The organism is Fictibacillus sp. Mic-4 (genome assembly GCF_049843615.1).
GTDB lineage: Bacteria > Bacillota > Bacilli > Bacillales > Fictibacillaceae > Fictibacillus_A > Fictibacillus_A gelatini.
Map to the genome: position 1 here is coordinate 23,932 of NZ_JBBHZM010000003.1, position 18,478 is coordinate 42,409.

16 protein-coding genes and 1 other annotated feature are annotated in these 18,478 nt (G+C 40.9%); of the genes, 9 read left to right on the forward strand and 7 right to left on the reverse strand.

Annotated features, from left to right (window positions below):
- Nucleotides 1-10 precede the first annotated feature (10 nt).
- The 3 genes from ytxJ to WD019_RS03895 all read left to right on the forward strand — a co-directional run bounded on the left by ytxJ (nucleotide 11) and on the right by WD019_RS03895 (nucleotide 2,257).
- Entirely contained in the window at nucleotides 11-349 is a 339-nt protein-coding gene (gene ytxJ / locus WD019_RS03885) for a bacillithiol system redox-active protein YtxJ (protein WP_425710713.1), read from the forward strand.
- A 172-nt stretch (nucleotides 350-521) separates the two neighbouring features.
- Nucleotides 522-1,535, forward strand: coding sequence for a catabolite control protein A (gene ccpA / locus WD019_RS03890; protein ID WP_425710714.1), 1,014 nt, complete (start codon nucleotides 522-524; stop codon nucleotides 1,533-1,535).
- Nucleotides 1,536-1,555: 20 nt separating this feature from the next.
- Nucleotides 1,556-2,257, forward strand: a complete 702-nt coding sequence (locus WD019_RS03895; RefSeq protein WP_425710715.1) for a 5'-methylthioadenosine/adenosylhomocysteine nucleosidase — start codon at nucleotides 1,556-1,558, stop codon at nucleotides 2,255-2,257.
- A gap of 16 nt (nucleotides 2,258-2,273) precedes the next feature.
- On the opposite strand, the gene WD019_RS03900 is transcribed toward WD019_RS03895, so the two are convergent.
- From WD019_RS03900 to WD019_RS03910, 3 genes are read right to left on the reverse strand one after another with little or no spacing between them, the layout of a single operon-like run.
- Nucleotides 2,274-3,431 carry an acetoin utilization protein AcuC gene (locus tag WD019_RS03900; RefSeq protein ID WP_425710716.1) on the reverse strand — a complete coding sequence of 386 codons (1,158 nt, stop codon included), beginning with the start codon at nucleotides 3,429-3,431 and terminating at the stop codon, nucleotides 2,274-2,276.
- Complete coding sequence (locus WD019_RS03905) at nucleotides 3,428-4,072, reverse strand: acetoin utilization AcuB family protein (RefSeq protein WP_026676609.1); 645 nt, start codon at nucleotides 4,070-4,072, stop codon at nucleotides 3,428-3,430. Before WD019_RS03905 ends, WD019_RS03900 begins: the two co-directional genes overlap by 4 nt.
- Nucleotides 4,073-4,104: 32 nt before the next feature.
- The gene (locus WD019_RS03910; RefSeq protein WP_026676608.1) at nucleotides 4,105-4,737 is read right to left on the reverse strand and encodes a GNAT family N-acetyltransferase; all 633 of its coding nucleotides are present in this window, start codon (nucleotides 4,735-4,737) and stop codon (nucleotides 4,105-4,107) included.
- Nucleotides 4,738-4,902: 165 nt separating this feature from the next.
- Between WD019_RS03910 and acsA the strand changes: the two genes are divergently transcribed.
- Complete coding sequence (gene acsA, locus WD019_RS03915; RefSeq protein WP_026676607.1) at nucleotides 4,903-6,618, forward strand: acetate--CoA ligase; 1,716 nt, start codon at nucleotides 4,903-4,905, stop codon at nucleotides 6,616-6,618.
- Between the two features lie 45 nt (nucleotides 6,619-6,663).
- On the opposite strand, the gene WD019_RS03920 is transcribed toward acsA, so the two are convergent.
- Nucleotides 6,664-9,219 (reverse strand): transglycosylase domain-containing protein, encoded by a 2,556-nt coding sequence (locus tag WD019_RS03920; RefSeq protein ID WP_425710717.1) that lies wholly within the window; start codon nucleotides 9,217-9,219, stop codon nucleotides 6,664-6,666.
- Between the two features lie 122 nt (nucleotides 9,220-9,341).
- Nucleotides 9,342-9,583 (forward strand) — a binding site (T-box leader).
- 52 nt (nucleotides 9,584-9,635) lie between these two features.
- Between WD019_RS03920 and tyrS the strand changes: the two genes are divergently transcribed.
- Nucleotides 9,636-10,895: a tyrosine--tRNA ligase gene (gene tyrS, locus WD019_RS03925; RefSeq protein WP_425710718.1), complete on the forward strand. Its 1,260-nt coding sequence runs from the start codon at nucleotides 9,636-9,638 to the stop codon at nucleotides 10,893-10,895.
- A 79-nt stretch (nucleotides 10,896-10,974) separates the two neighbouring features.
- Here the strand turns inward: tyrS and rpsD are convergent, their stop codons facing one another.
- Nucleotides 10,975-11,577, reverse strand: a complete 603-nt coding sequence (gene rpsD, locus WD019_RS03930; RefSeq protein ID WP_026676605.1) for a 30S ribosomal protein S4 — start codon at nucleotides 11,575-11,577, stop codon at nucleotides 10,975-10,977.
- A gap of 352 nt (nucleotides 11,578-11,929) precedes the next feature.
- Between rpsD and megL the strand changes: the two genes are divergently transcribed.
- Nucleotides 11,930-13,126: a methionine gamma-lyase gene (gene megL, locus WD019_RS03935; RefSeq protein WP_425710719.1), complete on the forward strand. Its 1,197-nt coding sequence runs from the start codon at nucleotides 11,930-11,932 to the stop codon at nucleotides 13,124-13,126.
- A 41-nt stretch (nucleotides 13,127-13,167) separates the two neighbouring features.
- Here megL and WD019_RS03940 read toward each other — a convergent pair whose 3' ends face one another.
- Complete coding sequence (locus tag WD019_RS03940; protein WP_425710720.1) at nucleotides 13,168-13,653, reverse strand: GAF domain-containing protein; 486 nt, start codon at nucleotides 13,651-13,653, stop codon at nucleotides 13,168-13,170.
- Between the two features lie 158 nt (nucleotides 13,654-13,811).
- On the opposite strand from WD019_RS03940, the gene refZ reads away from it, so the two are divergent.
- Nucleotides 13,812-14,498, forward strand: coding sequence for a forespore capture DNA-binding protein RefZ (refZ, locus tag WD019_RS03945; RefSeq protein WP_081412573.1), 687 nt, complete (start codon nucleotides 13,812-13,814; stop codon nucleotides 14,496-14,498).
- Here refZ and hisJ read toward each other — a convergent pair.
- Nucleotides 14,466-15,299: a histidinol-phosphatase HisJ gene (gene hisJ / locus WD019_RS03950; RefSeq protein ID WP_425710721.1), complete on the reverse strand. Its 834-nt coding sequence runs from the start codon at nucleotides 15,297-15,299 to the stop codon at nucleotides 14,466-14,468. The two genes, refZ and hisJ, sit on opposite strands and share 33 nt — an antisense overlap.
- 230 nt (nucleotides 15,300-15,529) lie before the next feature.
- Between hisJ and ezrA the strand changes: the two genes are divergently transcribed.
- Complete coding sequence (gene ezrA, locus WD019_RS03955) at nucleotides 15,530-17,227, forward strand: septation ring formation regulator EzrA (RefSeq protein WP_026676601.1); 1,698 nt, start codon at nucleotides 15,530-15,532, stop codon at nucleotides 17,225-17,227.
- A gap of 103 nt (nucleotides 17,228-17,330) precedes the next feature.
- On the forward strand, nucleotides 17,331-18,473 hold the full coding sequence (locus tag WD019_RS03960; RefSeq protein ID WP_425710722.1) for a cysteine desulfurase family protein: 1,143 nt from the start codon (nucleotides 17,331-17,333) through the stop codon (nucleotides 18,471-18,473).
- The last annotated feature ends 5 nt before the right edge of the window (nucleotides 18,474-18,478 follow it).

An 18,478-nucleotide genomic window follows, 5' to 3' on the forward strand; every position in this document is an offset into this window, starting at 1 on the left:
CTAAATAGGAATGGCTTTACAAAAATTACTTTCATCTGAGGAATTTAATCAAGCAGTAAACGAAAAAGACGTTGTATTCGTGCTTAAAAATAGTACAACTTGCCCAATTAGCCAGGCAGCTTTTGATGAGTATGAAAAATTTGCAAACGATCATGAAGGTATTCCGTTTTACTACCTAAATGTCCAGGATGCAAGACCGCTTTCTAATGAAATTGCCGAAACATACAAGGTAAAACATGAATCGCCTCAAGTGCTCTTGTTTAAAAACAATCAAGTGATATGGCATGATTCTCATTGGAATATTACATATTCGAAGCTTGGCAAAGCAAAAGAAGAGAAAATAGGTTAAAAAGGGGATATATTCCTCTTTTTTTCGTTTAGACTATAAATTAAAGGAATAAAAATATGGAGAAATCGTTAAAAGTGTTGGCTTTACGTTGCTACCACTACTACTTTACTGTATGATATCAATAATATTACATACGGTTGATTGGACCTGAATGCTTAAAGGAGGATTATTTTTGAATACAACGATTTATGATGTAGCGCGTGAAGCAGGTGTATCAATGGCAACTGTTTCTCGTGTTGTTAATGGAAACCCAAATGTAAAACCTTCAACAAGAAAGAAAGTGATGGAAGCTATTGAACGGCTTGGTTATCGTCCTAATGCGGTGGCAAGAGGGCTTGCCAGCAAAAAAACGACAACAGTCGGTGTCATCATCCCCGATATATCAAGCATTTTCTTTGCAGAATTAGCACGGGGGATTGAAGACATAGCGACAATGTACAAATACAATATTATATTATGTAATTCGGACCAGAACAAAGAGAAAGAAATTCATTTACTTAATACGCTGCTTGGTAAGCAAGTGGATGGAATCGTCTTTATGGGCGGGAAAATTATGTCTGAACATGTAAATGAATTTAAGAAATCTCCGGTTCCGATTGTATTAGCGGCAACAGTTGATATGAATGAAGAAATTCCATCAGTGAATATCGACTATGAACAGGCGGCATATGATGCAGTGAAATCATTATTGGATGCCGGCCACGAAACGGTGCATCTCGTCGCGGGACCTCTTGATGACCCAATTAACGGGCATTATAAAATGATGGGCTACCGCAGAGCACATGAAGATGCCGGAAAACCTGTTGACGAAAAACATATCTTTGTTGGTGACTATACGTACGATTCAGGTATTGAAGCGATCGAAACATTTTTACAAAGTGATGATAAGCCGACTGCTGTCTTCGTTGGTACCGACGAAATGGCTCTTGGTGTAATTCATGGTGCACAGGATAAAGGATTGACCATTCCTGGTGACCTTGAAGTGATTGGATTTGACAATACAAGGCTTGCAACGATGGTCCGCCCTACTTTGACAACGGTCGTTCAGCCTATGTACGATATCGGAGCAGTCGCCATGCGTCTCTTAACAAAATTTATGAACAAAGAACATGTGGATAATGCAACGGTCGTTCTGCCTCACCGCATTTTGTTTAGAGGTTCAACTAAAAGGCAAAGTGAAGAATAAGGAACATGGAGGATCGACGATTGAAAATTGGCATCATTGGCGCAATGGATGAAGAAATCGTATTTATGCAAGAATCCATTGATTGTTATGGGGAAAGTACGTACGCAAAAATTAAGTTTTATGAAGGAACGTTTGAAAATAAAGAAGTTGTTTTATGTAAATCAGGGGTAGGAAAAGTAAACGCTGCGATCACGACACAGCTATTAATTGATCGGTTTCAAGTCACACATATCGTATTTACGGGAGTGGCGGGAGCCCTTCATCCGAATCTTGAAATAGGCGATATTGTCATTTCAACTAGCTCCATGCAGCATGATATGGATGCCTCACACTTGAGTCCCGAATTCCCGCAAGGAACCATTCCGATGTTTGCTTATGATTCCGACTTTAAAGCGGATCCACGCTTAATCGAACTTGCTGAACAGGCAACCGCCATTTTTCCAGATATTAAAGTGTTAAAAGGGCGGGTATTAAGCGGTGATCAATTTATCGCCAACCGGGAATTGGTGCAAAAGTACCATGCTCAATTTGATGGAGTTTGCATTGAAATGGAAGGCTCAGCGGTAGCACAAACGTGCTTTTTAAATGATATCCCATTTGTCATTATCCGTTCGATTTCGGATAAAGCGAATGGAGAAGCCAATGTGAATTTTGTTGAATTTACAAAGCTTGCCGCACAAAGATCATCAACCCTTGTGGAACAAATCATTAAAAGAATGTAAGAAAAAAGAACCTAAATCAGGTTCTTTTTTCATTTCTAATTAGATAGAGTGCTTTTGACAAGGTTAGTGCGTTTTTTTCTGTAATTTCCTGTTTGCGCGGAATCGGTTTATAGGCGTTTTCCCTGTCCTCCCAGGTTTCTGGAAGTGTGACGGGGGACTTTTTCTGCCATTTGTTAAGCCATGTTGACGGAAGGGGACCACTGGCTTCTATGCCATTCATGACAAGCCATATTCGCGCCCATGCCCGCGGGACGGCCCGCCAAATATCATAGCCTCCTCCGCCGACGGCAATCCATCTACCCCCGCAATATGCATCCGCAATCGTTTTGGCAAGGCGAGGAATAGTATCATACGTTTTCATCGTTGAACAAAGGTGGGTAAGCGGATCAAGGAAATGGGCATCGGCTCCATTTTGGGTAAAAATGACGTCAGGTTTAAAATAATCGGCGATCTCCAAAAGGCTTGTTTTATAAAGCTCAATCCACGATTCATCCTCAGTAAAAGCATCAATCGGGAGATTAAAGGAGAAGCCATACCCCTTCCCCTGTCCTTTTTCGGTAATTTGGCCGGTCCCGGGAAATAAATACCGCCCGGTTTCATGAATGGATACTGTACAAACATCGGCATCATCGTAAAACGCCCATTGGACACCGTCACCATGATGAGCGTCCGTATCGACGTATAGAACTTTAACTCCATACTTCCGTCTCATATATTCAATGGCGATTGAACAGTCGTTGTAAATGCAAAAGCCAGATGCTTTTCCGCGAAATCCGTGATGCAATCCACCGCTTAAATTTAACGCGTGGGTTGCTTTGCCCTCCATAACCATGTCAACTGCCTGCAATGTCGCTCCGACAATAAGTGCGCTTGCTTCATGCATATGCGGGAAAATCGGAGTATCTTCCGTTCCGAGTCCAAACGTTAAAGAAGCACTTTCATCATAATCCCCTTCTCCGGCTTTTTTCACCGCTTCAATATATGCTCTATCATGAATGAGGGCGAGTTGCTCATCGCATGCCTCAAGCGGGGGAATCACCTGCTCTTCGGTTAAAGCACCCATGCTGTTTAATAAGTCGTACGTCAGCTTTACTCGAAAATGATTGAACGGATGATCGTCATTAAATTTATAGTTCAATAACTGCTCAGAATAAATAAAGACCGGTTTTTTCATTGCTGCACTTCCGCTTCTTTTGGCCAGAGGACGTCATAGCCGGCGTTCTTTAATTCAGTTACAATTTTTTGCGGGTTGATCGTGTTGATTCGCAAGACAAGAATTTTATAATTTTCTTGTTTGGAAGGATACACTAGAACACTATTAATATTCGTTTTATGATGTTTAATGAGCGAAGCAACTTCCGCAAGCTGGCCGGCAATATTTTTGACCTTTACTTCAAGGTGAGAACTTGGTTGAAGCGCTCCTGTCAGCTGGATTAATGTATAAAGCATGTCCCGCTCTGTAATTATTCCGACTAGTTTTTTCTTTTCTAGAATAGGAATGCAAGCAATTTCATGTTCATAGAAAACGGTCGAAAGCTCCTCAACAAAATCTAGCGGGTGGGCAGTTATAACGTCCGTTACCATAATTTCAGATACAGGTTTTTGAAGTTCTTCCAAATTCCGATTTTCGTGAAAAATCGATGGGGTAGCATCTCTTAAATCGCGGTCGGAAATAATCCCGATTAACGTCCGATCTTCTTCAATAATCGGAATATGGCGAATCCGATGTTTTCGAATAAGCTTCCAGGCCGTTTCAATGGTTGCCTCTTTATGAAGGGTTACGACATCTGTTTTCATCATCTCCTGAACAATCATAGCGATTCTCTCCTCTCTATATACTTTAATAGCTAATACATCAACCGATTTTGAAACCGGAGACGATCAAATTGCTGTATGGAGTCATTATCAACACGGCTTCCAATCCGCACCATTAAACAATTGGCCGGATGAGAACTGATTTCCGGATCATCTGTTGCCATATACTGAAGGCCGCCTGCATTCATCATCTTCTCCATCATTTTTCGATAGTCCCAGACGGACAATCCGGTTCCTTTTAAATCCCAATGCCAGTAATATTCCGTCGTAATGATAATATAATCTTCCATCGCATCATCCATCATGGCTACCTTTAATAGATTTTTCCCGATGGAGCAGTTTCGATAGTTTGAAATGACTTCAATTGCTCCAAGTTCTAATAGATTTTCCAGCTTTCCCTCCGACCATCTTTCCATCGGATCAGGATAAACAAAGGTGACATAACCGATAATCGTGTCTTTGTTTCTTGCAACAATAATTCGGCCTTCATCCAAACCGGCGATTTCAATAAGTGCCTTCTTTTGAAAGGCAGGAGGTCTGAAGGCTTCAAGACCGATGTCAAAATCGTAACATGCAAGTGTTTCAGGGGAGATTGGGCCTTCAATAATGACTTTTCCTTTAACCGTGTTTAATGCAAGGCAATTGTATGTTTTAACATGAATCATCAATTCACCACCTATATAGAGTTCATTTTCTATTATTGCATAAAGTAATCCAATTGTAAGTGCTTTCAATACAGATTTTCGCGACTTTTTCTATTTCTTTAAAAATTTTGAACTGTTATGGTATAATAGACTCGAGATAGATGTACTTAGGAGGGGATTTGGCTCATGAAAGTGGAAACGCTTCCGGTAATTAAAGATGATTTTAACTTACAAGACTATGCTTCAACCTATGAAACATTTGATTGGAAAGAGGTTGAAAAAGAATTCTCCTGGTATGAAACGGGACGTGTAAATATGGCGTATGAGGCCATTGACCGCCACGCCCAATCCGAAAGAAAAAACAAAGTCGCATTATATTTCTCAGATCAAACGAGGGACGAGAAATACACGTTTAAAGAAATGATGGAACTATCGAATAAAGCGGGGAACATGTTCAAACAAATCGGGGTGGAAAAAGGAGATCGCGTCTTTATTTTTATGCCTCGATCACCAGAGCTTTATTTTTCTGTATTGGGAGCAATTAAAATCGGAGCGATTGTCGGCCCGTTGTTTGAGGCGTTTATGGAAGGGGCCGTGCGCGACCGTCTTCAAGATAGCGAAGCGAAAGTGCTAGTTACAACTTCAAATTTACTAGAACGGGTACCTGTAAATGAACTTCCACATCTTAAGAAGGTCGTTATAGTCGATGAAAAAGCGAGTGAAGAAGGACCTTACGTCAATTTCTATAAACGAATGGAACAGGCGGATAAGGAACTGGAGATCGAATGGGTAGATCGGGAAGATGGATTAATTCTTCATTATACTTCCGGTTCCACAGGGAAACCTAAGGGCGTTTTGCATGCGCACAATGCCATGATTCAACATTATCAAACAGGGAAATGGGTATTGGATTTAAAAGAGACGGATGTATATTGGTGCACGGCTGACCCTGGATGGGTAACGGGGACAAGCTACGGAATTTTTGCTCCATGGTTAAATGGCGCATCCAATGTGATTCGCGGCGGCCGGTTCAGTCCGGAAGATTGGTATTCTACCATTGAAAAATATGGCGTTACTGTCTGGTACAGCGCTCCGACTGCATTCCGCATGCTCATGGGCGCCGGTGATGAAGTCGTGAAACGCTTTGATCTATCTTCGCTGCGTCACGTATTAAGTGTTGGAGAACCGCTGAATCCGGAAGTCGTACGCTGGGGAATGAAAGTCTTTCATTTGCGTATTCATGATAACTGGTGGATGACGGAAACCGGGGGACAGTTAATCAGCAATTATCCTTGCATGGAAGTCAAACCAGGCTCCATGGGTAAGCCGTTCCCAGGCATCGTCGCTGCCATTATTGACGATCAGGATAATGTCCTTCCTCCGAATCGAATGGGGAACCTTGCTATTAAAAAAGGCTGGCCGTCCATGATGCGCGCGATTTGGAACAATCCGGAAAAATATGAATCATACTTCACTCCAGGCGGATGGTACGTTTCCGGCGACTCGGCGTACATGGATGAAGACGGCTACTTCTGGTTCCAGGGCCGCATTGATGATGTCATTATGACTTCCGGTGAGCGTGTCGGACCGTTTGAAGTCGAAAGCAAGCTGGTCGAACATCCGGCAGTAGCAGAAGCCGGGGTAATCGGTAAGCCAGACCCTGTACGCGGTGAAATTATTAAAGCGTTTATTGCGTTACGAGATGGATATGAACCAGGTGACGAATTGATTGAAGACATTCGCTCCTTTGTCAAGCAAGGACTGGCGGCTCATGCAGCTCCAAGAGAAATTGAATTCCGCGACAAGCTGCCGAAAACAAGAAGCGGTAAAATCATGAGACGTGTGCTGAAAGCGTGGGAATTGGATTTACCTACCGGTGATTTATCAACGATGGAAGATTAAAGAAAAACCCCTCTCGTAAAGTTTTCGAGAGGGGTTTTCATGATTCTATTGACCCGGTTTATCTTTCGGCTTTTCTTTAGGATGGCCGTTTCCCTGGCCATGGTCTTTATTTTCATTGCCGCTACCGTTACCGCCATTATTGCTGTTATTATTCCCGCCGTCATTACCACCATTATTATTTCCATTGTTATTTCCGTTGTTATTTCTATCGTTATTGCCATTATTGTTATTGTCGTTCTGACCCGGATCTTTTTTATGGTCGTTGTTTTTACCATGGTCATTCGAATTATTGTTCTCTTTTTTCTTTTTATTATTCTCGTTTTGTTTCTTTTCGTTTTCTTTCTGTTTAGCAGTTTCTTCTTTCTTTTTCTTTTGCTCCTCAACGATTTTTGCCCTGGCAATTTCACCTGCAAATGGATTCAAGTGAGCAGGGAATTTAAGATTATATAAGTCTCCGCTTCTTCCGATACCTGCAGGCATTTTAAAGCGTTCATTCGGCGCCATTAAATTCGGCGCGTATTTATAAGCATCGTTCGCAAAAGCGGCCCAAAGAGCAAGATGAAGATGGCGATCCGGAACAGGGGCTGGTGTATCATAACCATGCCATACACCAAGTGTTACTTTTGGGTTCGATGCGACAAACCACTCATCTTTATACTCCTGAGATGATCCTGTCTTACCGGCCCAATCGGCGGAGAAATTTAACTTTCCTGGGACGATGGATGCCGTGCCCCCTGGTTTTAATACATCTCGCATCATATCAATCAACAAGTATGAAGTTTGCGGCGAGTACACTTGGACTGGCTTCGCTTTATGTTTATAAATCACTTTGCCATTTCTGTCCGTAATTTTATCGATCATATAGGCGTCGACAAATTTGCCATCATTCGCAAACGTCGTAAAGGCATTTGTATTTTCCTCAACAGTGACACCTTTATAAAGTCCTCCGATGGCAGGAGAAGCAAGAGCTGAACGATCAGTATCGGTTATAGAAGTGATGCCCATCTTCTCTAAATTATTAAATGCTTGTTGATGATTAACTTTCAAAAAGAGTCGAATGGCCGGTATATTATATGAATGCGCCAGCGCAGACCGGGCTGTTTGAATTCCGTGGAATCGGTTATCGAAGTTATTCGGTCCGCCATTTTGGTAACCTGGTAATTCTAACTTTGTATCAGGAATTTGAGTCCCGGGCTGAATAATTCCTTGTTCCAAGGCAGGTGCATAATCAAGAAGCGGTTTCATTGTCGATCCATTTTGTCTATATGCTTGTGTCGCATGATTAAGCTGTTCTCGATGATAATCGCGTCCGCCGACAAAGCTTAAAATCGCCCCTGTCTTATTTTCGATTAAAATCGATCCAACTTCTTGCGGCTCACTCACCGTAACATTTTTACCTTTGGAATTTTTTACAGTAACGTAATGATTTGGACCGAAGTTGTAATCATTTTGCGCCGTCTTTTGCATCTCGTCATAGATTTTTTTGTTGATCGTCGTGTGAATTTTCAAGCCGCCGCGCCTGATTTGCTCACGGGCATTATCTCTATATTCCTGTCTTTCACTCTTTTTAAGCTTTTTATAGGTTTTGCCGTCCTTTTTCGCATTTAACTGCGCGAGCAAGTCGATCGTTCGATCTTCAACTTCCATCACTAAATAAGGATAGCGTTCATAAGTCGTCTTTTTCCGTTTCGTTAAATGCTTTTTAATGTCATATTTCAATGCGCTGTCATATTGTTTTTTCGTAATTTGCCCGTTCGTCAGCATTCGGTTTAAAACCGTTTTCATTCTCCGGAGGCCCGGGCTTATGTCTTTTTTGACCGTTCCCTGGCTCGTAAATGGGGTATAAACGAACGGATTTTGCGGCATACCTGCTAAATAGGCGGCCTGCGGCAAATTCAGTTTATCCGCATCAACGCCAAAAACGCCCTGGGCCGCTGCCTGGATTCCGGCAATATTTCGTCCGGATGAATTTTTTCCAAACGGAACGACATTCAAATATGCTTGAAGAATTTCATCTTTCGTGAAAAACCGTTCAAGCCTGAGTGCAAGCAAAATTTCTTTCGCTTTTCGCTCAAAAGAGACTTCGTTTGTTAACAGCTGGTTTTTAATTAATTGTTGGGTCAGCGTACTTCCGCCTGTTCGTACGTCCGCCCCTGTAGCTTCTTGAAGCATCGCACGCAAGACCGCTTTTGGTACAACACCGTGGTGTTCATAAAAGTATTCATCCTCAGTTGAGATAATCGCCTTTTGAACATATGGCGAAATATCTTTCAATTTGACTTTTTCCCGGTCAAGGTCTGAGCGTAATTTGCCGAGAAATTGATTGCCGGCAAAATAAACCGTACTTGTTTCTTCATAGTTGTAAATATCATTTTTCATTGACGCATATGTACGGACCGGTTCATCCTTTACAAGCGAAGCAAAGTATCCTGCCCCTATACCGGCGCCAAAGAACCCGACCAGTATGCCGAGGACGAGCAGAACTAGAAAGGTGTTCCATGCAATCGTATATGTAAGGCGTGCTGTATGAATGATTTTTTTCTCATGCAATAGCTCGATCAATTTCTTCCATTTTTCTATAAGAGCTTCTCGTTGAGACATAAACTCCCCCCTTATTTTAATCATTATAGCATAATCGCCATTTATCGTAGAAAAAGAATTTGTGAGCGAACGGTTGACATTATTTGTTTCTATATGGTAAAAAAGAATTTAAGTAAAGATGAACGCAAACGATGATAGGAATAAGTAGTAACTGTCTCCCTGTTTTAGAAAGCTGGTGGGTGATGCAAACCAGTACAAAGGCCAGTTATGAATTACCTCCTGGAGTTTTCTTTGTGAAGAAAAAGACTGCTTCAAAAACAGTCTCTTTAGTAGCAAAGAACGGCTAAGACCGTTATTCTTTTGAGCGGAAGGCGAATCATGCCTTCAATTAGGGTGGTACCGCGGAATCAATCACGTCCCTTCTTAACGGAAGGGGCGTTTTTTATTTTTTATACGAGTGGAAGGAGAATGGATGAATGAGTATTTTACAAGAATTAGAATCAAGAGGCTTAATTAACCAGATAACGGATCGTGAAGGGCTTGAGAAACAGCTAAACGAAGGGAAAGTTACATTTTATTGCGGTTTTGATCCAACGGCGGACAGCCTGCATATCGGCCATTTGTTGGTTATTACGACGATGCGCCGCATGCAGCAGGCCGGGCACCAGCCAATCGCGCTAGTCGGCGGGGGGACAGGATTAATCGGTGACCCGAGCGGAAAGAAAAGTGAACGCACGTTAAATGAACAACATGTTGTCGAACAATGGAGTGACCGAATTAAAGACCAGCTTTCTCGTTTTCTCGATTTTGAAGCGAAAGACAATCCGGCAGTCATTGCAAACAACTATGATTGGATTGGAAAGCTAAACGTCATTTCTTTCTTGCGCGATATTGGCAAAAACTTTCCGTTAAACTACATGCTTGCGAAAGAATCAGTTGAATCGCGTTTGGAAGCGGGAATTTCATTTACAGAGTTTTCTTACATGATTCTGCAATCATATGATTTCCTCCAATTGTATCAGCAAAAGGGCTGCAAGCTTCAAATTGGCGGCAGCGACCAATGGGGTAACATTACAGCGGGTATGGAATTAATCCGTAAAACGGGAGAAGAAGAAAAAGCGTTTGGGCTGACGATTCCGCTTGTTACAAAAAGCGATGGGACAAAATTTGGAAAAACAGAAGGCGGCACGATCTGGCTTGATGCCGAGAAGACAACGCCTTATGAGTTTTATCAATTCTGGATTAACACAGATGATCGCGATGTCGTCAAATTTTTGAAATACTTTACATTCTTAAGTGATGAAAAAATCTCCGAATTGGAAGAAAAGGTGAAATCCGAACCGGAAAACCGCGCCGCGCAAAAAATGTTAGCGGAAGAAGTAACAAAGCTAGTGCACGGGGAAGAAGCGCTGAAACAGGCATTGAAAATTACAGAAGCGTTGTTTAGCGGCCAACTGTCCGATTTAACAGCGGCTGAAATTGAGCAAGGCTTTAAAGATGTCCCTTCATTTACAATGGAGACAAAAGAAGAAATCGGGCTTGTCGATTTGCTCGTAGCAAGCAAAGTATCGCCATCAAAACGCCAAGCGCGTGAAGATATTTCAAATGGAGCGATTTATATCAATGGTGAGAGGTGCCAGGATCTGAATAAAGCGATAGGTGCCGAGGACCGCATTGAAGATCGGTTTGTCATTATCCGCCGCGGGAAGAAAAAATATTTCTTAATCAAATATTAGCAAAAATCCGTTCCATTATATGGAACGGATTTTTGCTCGTAAAGAAGCCCGAAACGGAAAACCGTTTCGGGCTGTTTGCTTAACGGGAATAGAATTCAACGATAAGCTGTTCAGTGATTTCAGCAGGCAATTCAGAACGTTCTGGTAAACGAGTGAAAGTACCTTCTAATTTGTTTTCATCAAAAGTCAAGTATTCAGGAACAAAGTTATTTGCTTCAACAGCTTCTTTGATCACTTCAAGATTACGTGACTTTTCGCGAACACCAATCACTGATCCAGGTGCTACGCGGTAAGATGCGATATCAACGCGTTTTCCGTTAACAGTGATATGGCCGTGGTTGACTAATTGGCGAGCAGCACGGCGTGTGCGGGCTAAGCCAAGACGGTATACAAGGTTATCTAAACGAGTTTCAAGAAGAATCATGAAGTTTTCACCATGAATTCCAGGCATTTTACCAGCATCGTTGAAAATGCGGCGGAATTGGCGCTCGTTTACACCATACATGTGGCGAAGCTTTTGCTTCTCTTGTAATTGCAAACCGTATTCGGATAATTTTTTGCGTTGATTAGGACCATGTTGTCCTGGAGCGTAAGGACGCTTTTGTAATTCCTTACCTGTACCACTTAAAGAAATGCCCAGACGACGTGAAAGTTTCCACGTAGGACCAGTATATCGAGCCATGAATGACTCCTCCTTTTCACTTTGTTTTAGTTTGTAAACATAAGTGACTCTAACCTTTTCATAAGATTATTTTGCATTTATACACCTTCACTCTAGCAGCCATAGAGCTACGCGGTATACCTTTATTTTATAAAGGAACAAAATAAGAACTTATGACGGTTACAGTGCTGCCTTATTTTACACAAAGTACAGTATATGTTTTTTATTCATGAAAGTCAAGCCGGTAAATGAAGAACACGGTGGGAGATCGACATGAATATAATGGTAGCAGGAATTGTGAAAGGAATCGAGAAGTAATAAATGTAAATAGTAAGCGCTTACATTAAAGGCGAGAAAGGAGTCGGATGAGAATATGAAGTCGAAGGAATTTGAAACAGAAGTGATTCACGGTGGATTTGATAGTCTGAGGCATAAAGGGAGTCTTGCGCCGCCTCTTTATCAATCATCAACATTCGTGTTTGAAAATGCTTCTACAGGCGAGAAACGCTTTAGCGGCGAAATGGAAGGGTATGTCTATTCGAGATTGGCAAATCCAACAGTAAGCATTCTTGAAGAACGGATCGCCACTTTGGAAAACGGAGAAAAAGGGCTGGCCTTCGGCTCGGGGATGGCAGCAGTTTCAGCTGTTTTATTAGGCATGACAAAAACAGGGGAACATATTTTATGCTCGGAAGGGGTTTACGGTTGTACATTCGGATTATTAAACTTGATGAAAGAACGGTTTCAAATTGACCATGACTTTATTTCAATGGATTCAGCAGTTTCGATTCGTTCTGCGATCAAGCCAAATACAACATTAATCTATATTGAATCACCGATTAATCCGACGATGAAGCTCGTGGATTTAGAAATGGTGGCAACGGTTGCAAAGGAAAAAAATATTCCGGTTGTCGTTGACAATACTTTCTGTTCGCCATATATTCAACGTCCGCTTGACTTTGGGTGTGATATCGTCGTTCATAGCGCGACGAAATATTTGTGCGGCCATGGGGATGTGATTGGCGGCCTCGTTGTCGGAAAAGAAGAACAAATGAAAATGATCGCGAGGACGACCCAAAAAGATATCGGCGGAATTATGTCGCCCTTTGATGCATGGCTCCTTCTCCGCGGATTAAAAACATTGCCGATACGGATGGACCGGCATTGCGAAAATGCGGACAAAATCGCACAATTATTAAAAGTTCACCCGGCAGTTGAACGGATCTATTATCCAAATGATTCGGATTTTGAACAATACACAATCGGCAAAAAGCAAATGAAAAAAGCTGGAGGAATGATTAGTTTTGAAGTGAAAGGCGGAAAAGATACTGCCCAAAAATTGATGGATTCTTTGCATTTAATAAAAATCGCCGTCAGTCTTGGAGATGCTGAAACGTTAATCCAGCATCCGGCAACGATGACCCATTCAGTTGTTCCGGAAGAAGAACGGGCGAAGATGGGAATTGGCCCAAATCTTTTAAGGCTGTCCGTTGGCCTGGAATCCTGGAAAGATATTTGGGAAGATCTCGAGAAGGCTTTAAATAAGATATTAATTTCGGTTAAACAATGAGCAAAAGCGTTGCGGCTTTATCTGCAACGCTTTTGCTGCTCTTAAAGATATGAAATAAGTTCGGCGACAAACTGCTCTAAATATTGTTTGTCTTTTTCATCAAAGCGGTTCGTTATCGGACTGTCAATATCGAGAACACCGATTAATTTTCCTTCTTTAATGATTGGGACAACAATTTCAGAGCGGGAGGCGCTATCACATGCAATATGTCCCGGAAATTGATGGACATCAGCCACTACGTACGTTTTTTGGTCTCTGGCGGCTGAACCGCACACACCTTTGCCTAGTGGGATCCTGACACATGCAGGAAGGCCCTGAAATGGTCCAAGGACAAGTTCATCCACTGCATCTTCATATAAATAAAAGCCTACCCAATTTGTATTTTCCAAAAATTGATTCAACAAGGAAGAGGCATTTGCTAAATTTGCGGTCACGTTCCGCTCCCCTTCAAGAAGTGAATGAAGCTGCTTAATTAGGAATAAATACGCCTCATCTTTATTTTGACTATACTTTTCGACTGTAAACATTGAAATCTCCCCTTAACTGTCAATTTAAAATATAATGATAAGCAAAATTTGTAGAAAGAACTAGGAATAAAGACCTATTTGTCGAGCGATTATTAAAGGAAAAGACAAAGAGAAGAAGAAGTCTTTTACTTGAAGCAGACAAAAAGGCGGTGCGAAATATGAAAATCGAATCTTCCGAAACGAAGAAAAAAATTGAAGAGGCGGCCATTGAGCTATTTACAACAAAAGGTTACCAGGGTACAGCGGTTCGCGATATTGCCAAAAAGGCTGGGGTAAATGTATCCCTTGTCTCCTATTATTTTGGCGGAAAAAATGGCCTTTTGGAAGAATTAATTACGTCCTTTTATGAAGGATACTTGCGTGAAATTGAAATTATTTATCATACGTATGAGGGGCTATCGGTTAAAAAAATGCTGCTTGAAATGATTGATAATGTTCTTACGTATCAACAAAAGCAACCACTTTTATCCCGGTTTGCCCATCGTGAAATGACGCTGGATTCGACTCTCGTTCGGGAAGTGATGACCACCTACTTAGCAAAAGAAAAATTTATCTATGACAGCATCTTTGAAAAGGGCATAAAAACGAAAGAATTTCAAAAACAACCCGTTATGCTATTAACTATGCAATTAAGGGATCTTCTTATTATGCCGTTTTTACATCCGCTCTATATCTCGGAAGTATATTACAGCACGCCGCATGAAACCTATTTTATTGATAAGTACCGAAAAACGATGCGCAAATGGGTCGAGCAGTTTGTTTGCATTCCGTCAAAAAAAACGCCTTTTCTATCTACTGTCCAAACTCCATTATTAGCGACTGTGCATAGTAAATGGAGCAGTTAATGATTCTTTATACAAAAGCCGCTCAAATCCTTGACCTAATCCCTTAGTGGTATGGGCATCTGACCCATAAACGAGAGGGATTTTTCGTTTGTGCGCTTCATTTATGACCCAATCAGGAGGATAAGGTTCCTTGCAGTTTGGTTTTATAACGCCAGCTCCATTATAATCAAGCGCCATGTTTTTCTCCTTAACCATATCAAGAATAGTTAAGATTTCAGGTTCAAACGCATTTTCACAGGGGAAAACACGCTGGAATTTTTTCACTAACGTTAAGTGGCCGACCCGTTTCGGCTTATATTTTCCTAGATCCGTTTCAATTGAGAGAAGAACAGTTTTATAGTAATGCTCGTAAACGTTCTCGACGGAACCAAATAAGTGAACAAGTTCGCCAAACACTTCTTCATTAAAATCAATACAGGTGAAGTTTCCTGAATGTTGCAGAAAATGAACGGATAAAATGGCATCATCAAGCTCCGGTCCTACTTCATTTAAAAATTGTTTCGTTTCCGCTTCATAGCCCTCAATAAAATCGACTTCTAAGCCGATATTAATAGTAATGCTTTTTTTATAATATTGCTTAAGCTGTTTGATGTCGTTCAAGTAGGAAGATAAATCTGAATAGGACATGGCGCTGTCTTTTTCCGGAGAAGGATCCGTAAACCCTTTAGGCAGCGGCGCATGTTCAGTAAATGTCATTCCTTTATAGCCTGATTTCAAGGCTGCCTCGACGTAAGATTCAAGCGTGTCATCGGAGCCGTGAGGACAGTATGCTGTATGAATATGGCCATCATAAACAATCATTTAAATACTCCTCTCTTGCCAAAGAAAATGGTTAGTTACTTCTTTATGGTAAAATCTTATTTAATTTTGCATTTTTTTTAGTCAAAATTCGTGTTTACATGTTATCATAAATACATTAAGTTTTAGTGGTTAGATGCTGATTATTTAACGATACGTTTAAAATTGTATCATAAATTCAAATTTTTTTTACATAGATCGCGATAGAAAGAAAGGAAGAAGGGGTGCTTCCTATGACATATGCCATCATAATAAGCTGTATTTGTATTTTGTTTGTACTTATTGTAGTTGGATCGGTGCTCAGAAAACGAATTTATAACGAGATTGACGAATTGGAAACTTGGAAAATTGAAATAATGAACCGTCCGCTGACCGAAGAAATTTCAAAAGTAAAAGGATTAAGCATGGTTGGTGAAACCGAAGAAAAGTTCGAAGCGTGGCGGAACGAATGGGATGAAATTGTCACGGTTTCTCTTCCGAATGTCGAGGAACTTTTATTAGATGCAGATGATACTGTAGACCGCTATCGTTTTACTAAAGCAAAAGGGATATTAAAAAAGGTCTCAGATGAACTCGATCGGATTGAAAACCGAATCAAGACGATTGCAGAGGAGATCGATGAATTCATTACGAGCGAAGAGTTAAATCGCGGTGAAATCGTTGAGGCAAAAGAACAATACAATGAGGCGAAAAAGTATTTTCTAAAACATATACGTTCATTAGGAAAAACAACGGATCTCTTTGAAAAAGAATTTAACGAGATTTATGAAACCTTTACTGAATTTGATCAACAAACAGAGCAAGGTAATCATTTAGAAGCCCGTCATATTTTAGTGAGTGGGATGGAAAGGTTGAAAGCGGTTCGTGAAAAAATGGAAGTCATTCCTGAGTTGCTCGTTATGCTGCTCTCAGACCTCCCCGCCAATCTGAAGGATTTGCGTGACGGTTTTGAAGAAATGGAAGAACAGGGATATGTGTTAAACCACATTGTTATTGAAAAAGAAATTGAAGCGATGCAGGAAAAAATAAAAACATTGTTGGACAGCGTCTATCAATTGCAGACGGATGAAGCCCAGCAAGGAATTGACGCTTTAAATAGTGAAATCGATCAATTATATGACATGCTTGAAAACGAGGTTGTTTCCAAAAAGTATGTGCTCAATGAAAAAGAATTATTGGCTGCTTCCTTAGCCGATATTCGAAAAGATTTAGGCATGCTAAGAGAAGAAACGGAAATGGTATCGCTTAGCTATCAAATTGATGAATCCGATCTTGAAATGCAAAAACGATTGGAAAAAATGTATAGTAAATTGCAAAAACGTTTTATGATTATAGAACAATCCATTGAAGACAAAAAGGATTCGTTTTCCGTCATTCGTGAAATGATGGAGGAGCTGGCCGTCCAACTTGAAAGTCTAAAAAAATCAAACGTAGAATATAAGGAAATTCTTATTAACCTTCGTAAAGATGAATTGCATGCAAAAGAGAAGCTAAAAGAGCTTCGCGCTAAATTACATAAAGCGAGAAGAATGGTGCAAGAGAGCAATTTGCCAGGGTTGCCTGATCACTATTTGAATACGTTAAGTAAAGCGGAAGGCTATATTCATGAAGTATCGAAACAGCTTGACGAAAAACCATTAGATATGGGAAAAGTAACGCATGTTCTTGAAAAAGCGCTGGAGGCTGTTGAAGAAGGTTATGACGAAACGAAAGAAATAATTGAAAATGCCTTGCTGGCTGAAAAACTGATTCAGTATGGAAATCGTTATAGAAGCTCAAATCAAACCGTATCGATCCGATTGATCGAAGCGGAAATTGCTTTCCGAAATTACCGCTATGAAGAGGCACTCGAAATTGCAGCAAGTGCTGTTGAAAGTGTTCAGCCCGGCATTACAAAAGAATTAAATATTAAGTTGAAGCAAGGAATATAATCAATCCTCCAGTTGAACGCTACAACTGGAGGATTATTTTCTTTCAGGTAATTAGCCATTATGATATGATTGAGTATTGTAGACTGCCATTCGAGGTGTAGTGATGATTTACTTTGATAATAGTGCAACGACGAAACCATTTAAAGAAGTTCTTGATACATATGTCACCGTTTCTGAAAATTATTTTGCCAATCCGTCTTCTATTCATTGTAAAGGGGGGGAGACTGAACGTCTTATCCATCAAGCAAGGAAAATGACAGCCTCGCTTTTGCATGTGAAACCGTCGGAAATTATTTTTACTTCGGGAGGAACGGAAGGGAATAATCTCGCGATAAAGGGCATTGCGTTAAAACATAGCGAGAGAGGGAAGCATTTAATTACGACAATGACAGAGCATGCAGCTACATTTGAGTCATTTAAATATTTAGAATCAATCGGATTTGATGTCACCTATTTACCTGTCGATGAAAAGGGCCGCATTTCTCTTGAAAAGTTGGAAAAAAGCATGAGAAAAGATACGATCCTTGTGTCCATCATGCATGTAAATAATGAAGTGGGTACGATTCAGCCCATTTTGGAAGCGGGAAATATTATCCGGAAGTATCCAAAAGCCTTTTTTCATGTCGACAATGTCCAGGGAATTACTAAAGTTCCTCTTTCCCTTAAAGAAGCTCACATTGATTTATGCACAATGTCCGGCCATAAATTTCATGGGCTGAAAGGAACCGGCATTTTATACGTAAGGGAAGGAGTGACACTTTCTCCGTTATTTACTGGCGGTTCGCAAGAAGGAAAATTGCGGGCCGGAACGGAAAATGTGGCTGGCATCGTTGCTACCGTTAAGGCGTTGCGTATGTCATTCGATCAAATGAAGCCCGGAGTAAAAAAAATGGAGCAAATTAAACGGTTTTTAATAAACGAGTTGTCACATATTCCAGGGGTATTGGTCAACACCCCTGAAACGCATTCGGCTCCTCACATTGTCAATTTTTCTGTTGAGAATATGAAGCCTGAAGTACTCATTCACAGCCTTGAAGAAAATAATGTATTTGTTTCGACTAGATCTGCCTGCTCCTCAAAGCAAGGGGGAGCTAGCCGCGTGCTAGTGGCAATGGGCTTTAATGAAACCCGCGCAACAAATGCAATAAGAATCAGCTTGGCTTATCAAAATACGATGGAAGAAGCGGAACGTTTTATAGAGCTACTTAAAGAATCAATTTCGAAATTACAAGAAGTGATGAGGTAAAAACG

Coding starts and splice junctions, on each gene's coding strand:
- WD019_RS03910 (WP_026676608.1), bottom strand. CDS start 4,737: ATGATTCATGTTAAAACATACAATTGCCTTGCATTAAACACGGTTAAA.
- rpsD (WP_026676605.1), bottom strand. CDS start 11,577: ATGGCTCGATATACTGGTCCTACGTGGAAACTTTCACGTCGTCTGGGC.
- acsA (WP_026676607.1), top strand. CDS start 4,903: ATGAAAGTGGAAACGCTTCCGGTAATTAAAGATGATTTTAACTTACAA.
- tyrS (WP_425710718.1), top strand. CDS start 9,636: ATGAGTATTTTACAAGAATTAGAATCAAGAGGCTTAATTAACCAGATA.
- WD019_RS03960 (WP_425710722.1), top strand. CDS start 17,331: ATGATTTACTTTGATAATAGTGCAACGACGAAACCATTTAAAGAAGTT.
- hisJ (WP_425710721.1), bottom strand. CDS start 15,299: ATGATTGTTTATGATGGCCATATTCATACAGCATACTGTCCTCACGGC.
- refZ (WP_081412573.1), top strand. CDS start 13,812: ATGAAAATCGAATCTTCCGAAACGAAGAAAAAAATTGAAGAGGCGGCC.
- WD019_RS03920 (WP_425710717.1), bottom strand. CDS start 9,219: ATGTCTCAACGAGAAGCTCTTATAGAAAAATGGAAGAAATTGATCGAG.
- WD019_RS03900 (WP_425710716.1), bottom strand. CDS start 3,431: ATGAAAAAACCGGTCTTTATTTATTCTGAGCAGTTATTGAACTATAAA.
- ytxJ (WP_425710713.1), top strand. CDS start 11: ATGGCTTTACAAAAATTACTTTCATCTGAGGAATTTAATCAAGCAGTA.
- megL (WP_425710719.1), top strand. CDS start 11,930: ATGAAGTCGAAGGAATTTGAAACAGAAGTGATTCACGGTGGATTTGAT.
- WD019_RS03905 (WP_026676609.1), bottom strand. CDS start 4,072: ATGATTGTTCAGGAGATGATGAAAACAGATGTCGTAACCCTTCATAAA.
- WD019_RS03940 (WP_425710720.1), bottom strand. CDS start 13,653: ATGTTTACAGTCGAAAAGTATAGTCAAAATAAAGATGAGGCGTATTTA.
- ezrA (WP_026676601.1), top strand. CDS start 15,530: ATGACATATGCCATCATAATAAGCTGTATTTGTATTTTGTTTGTACTT.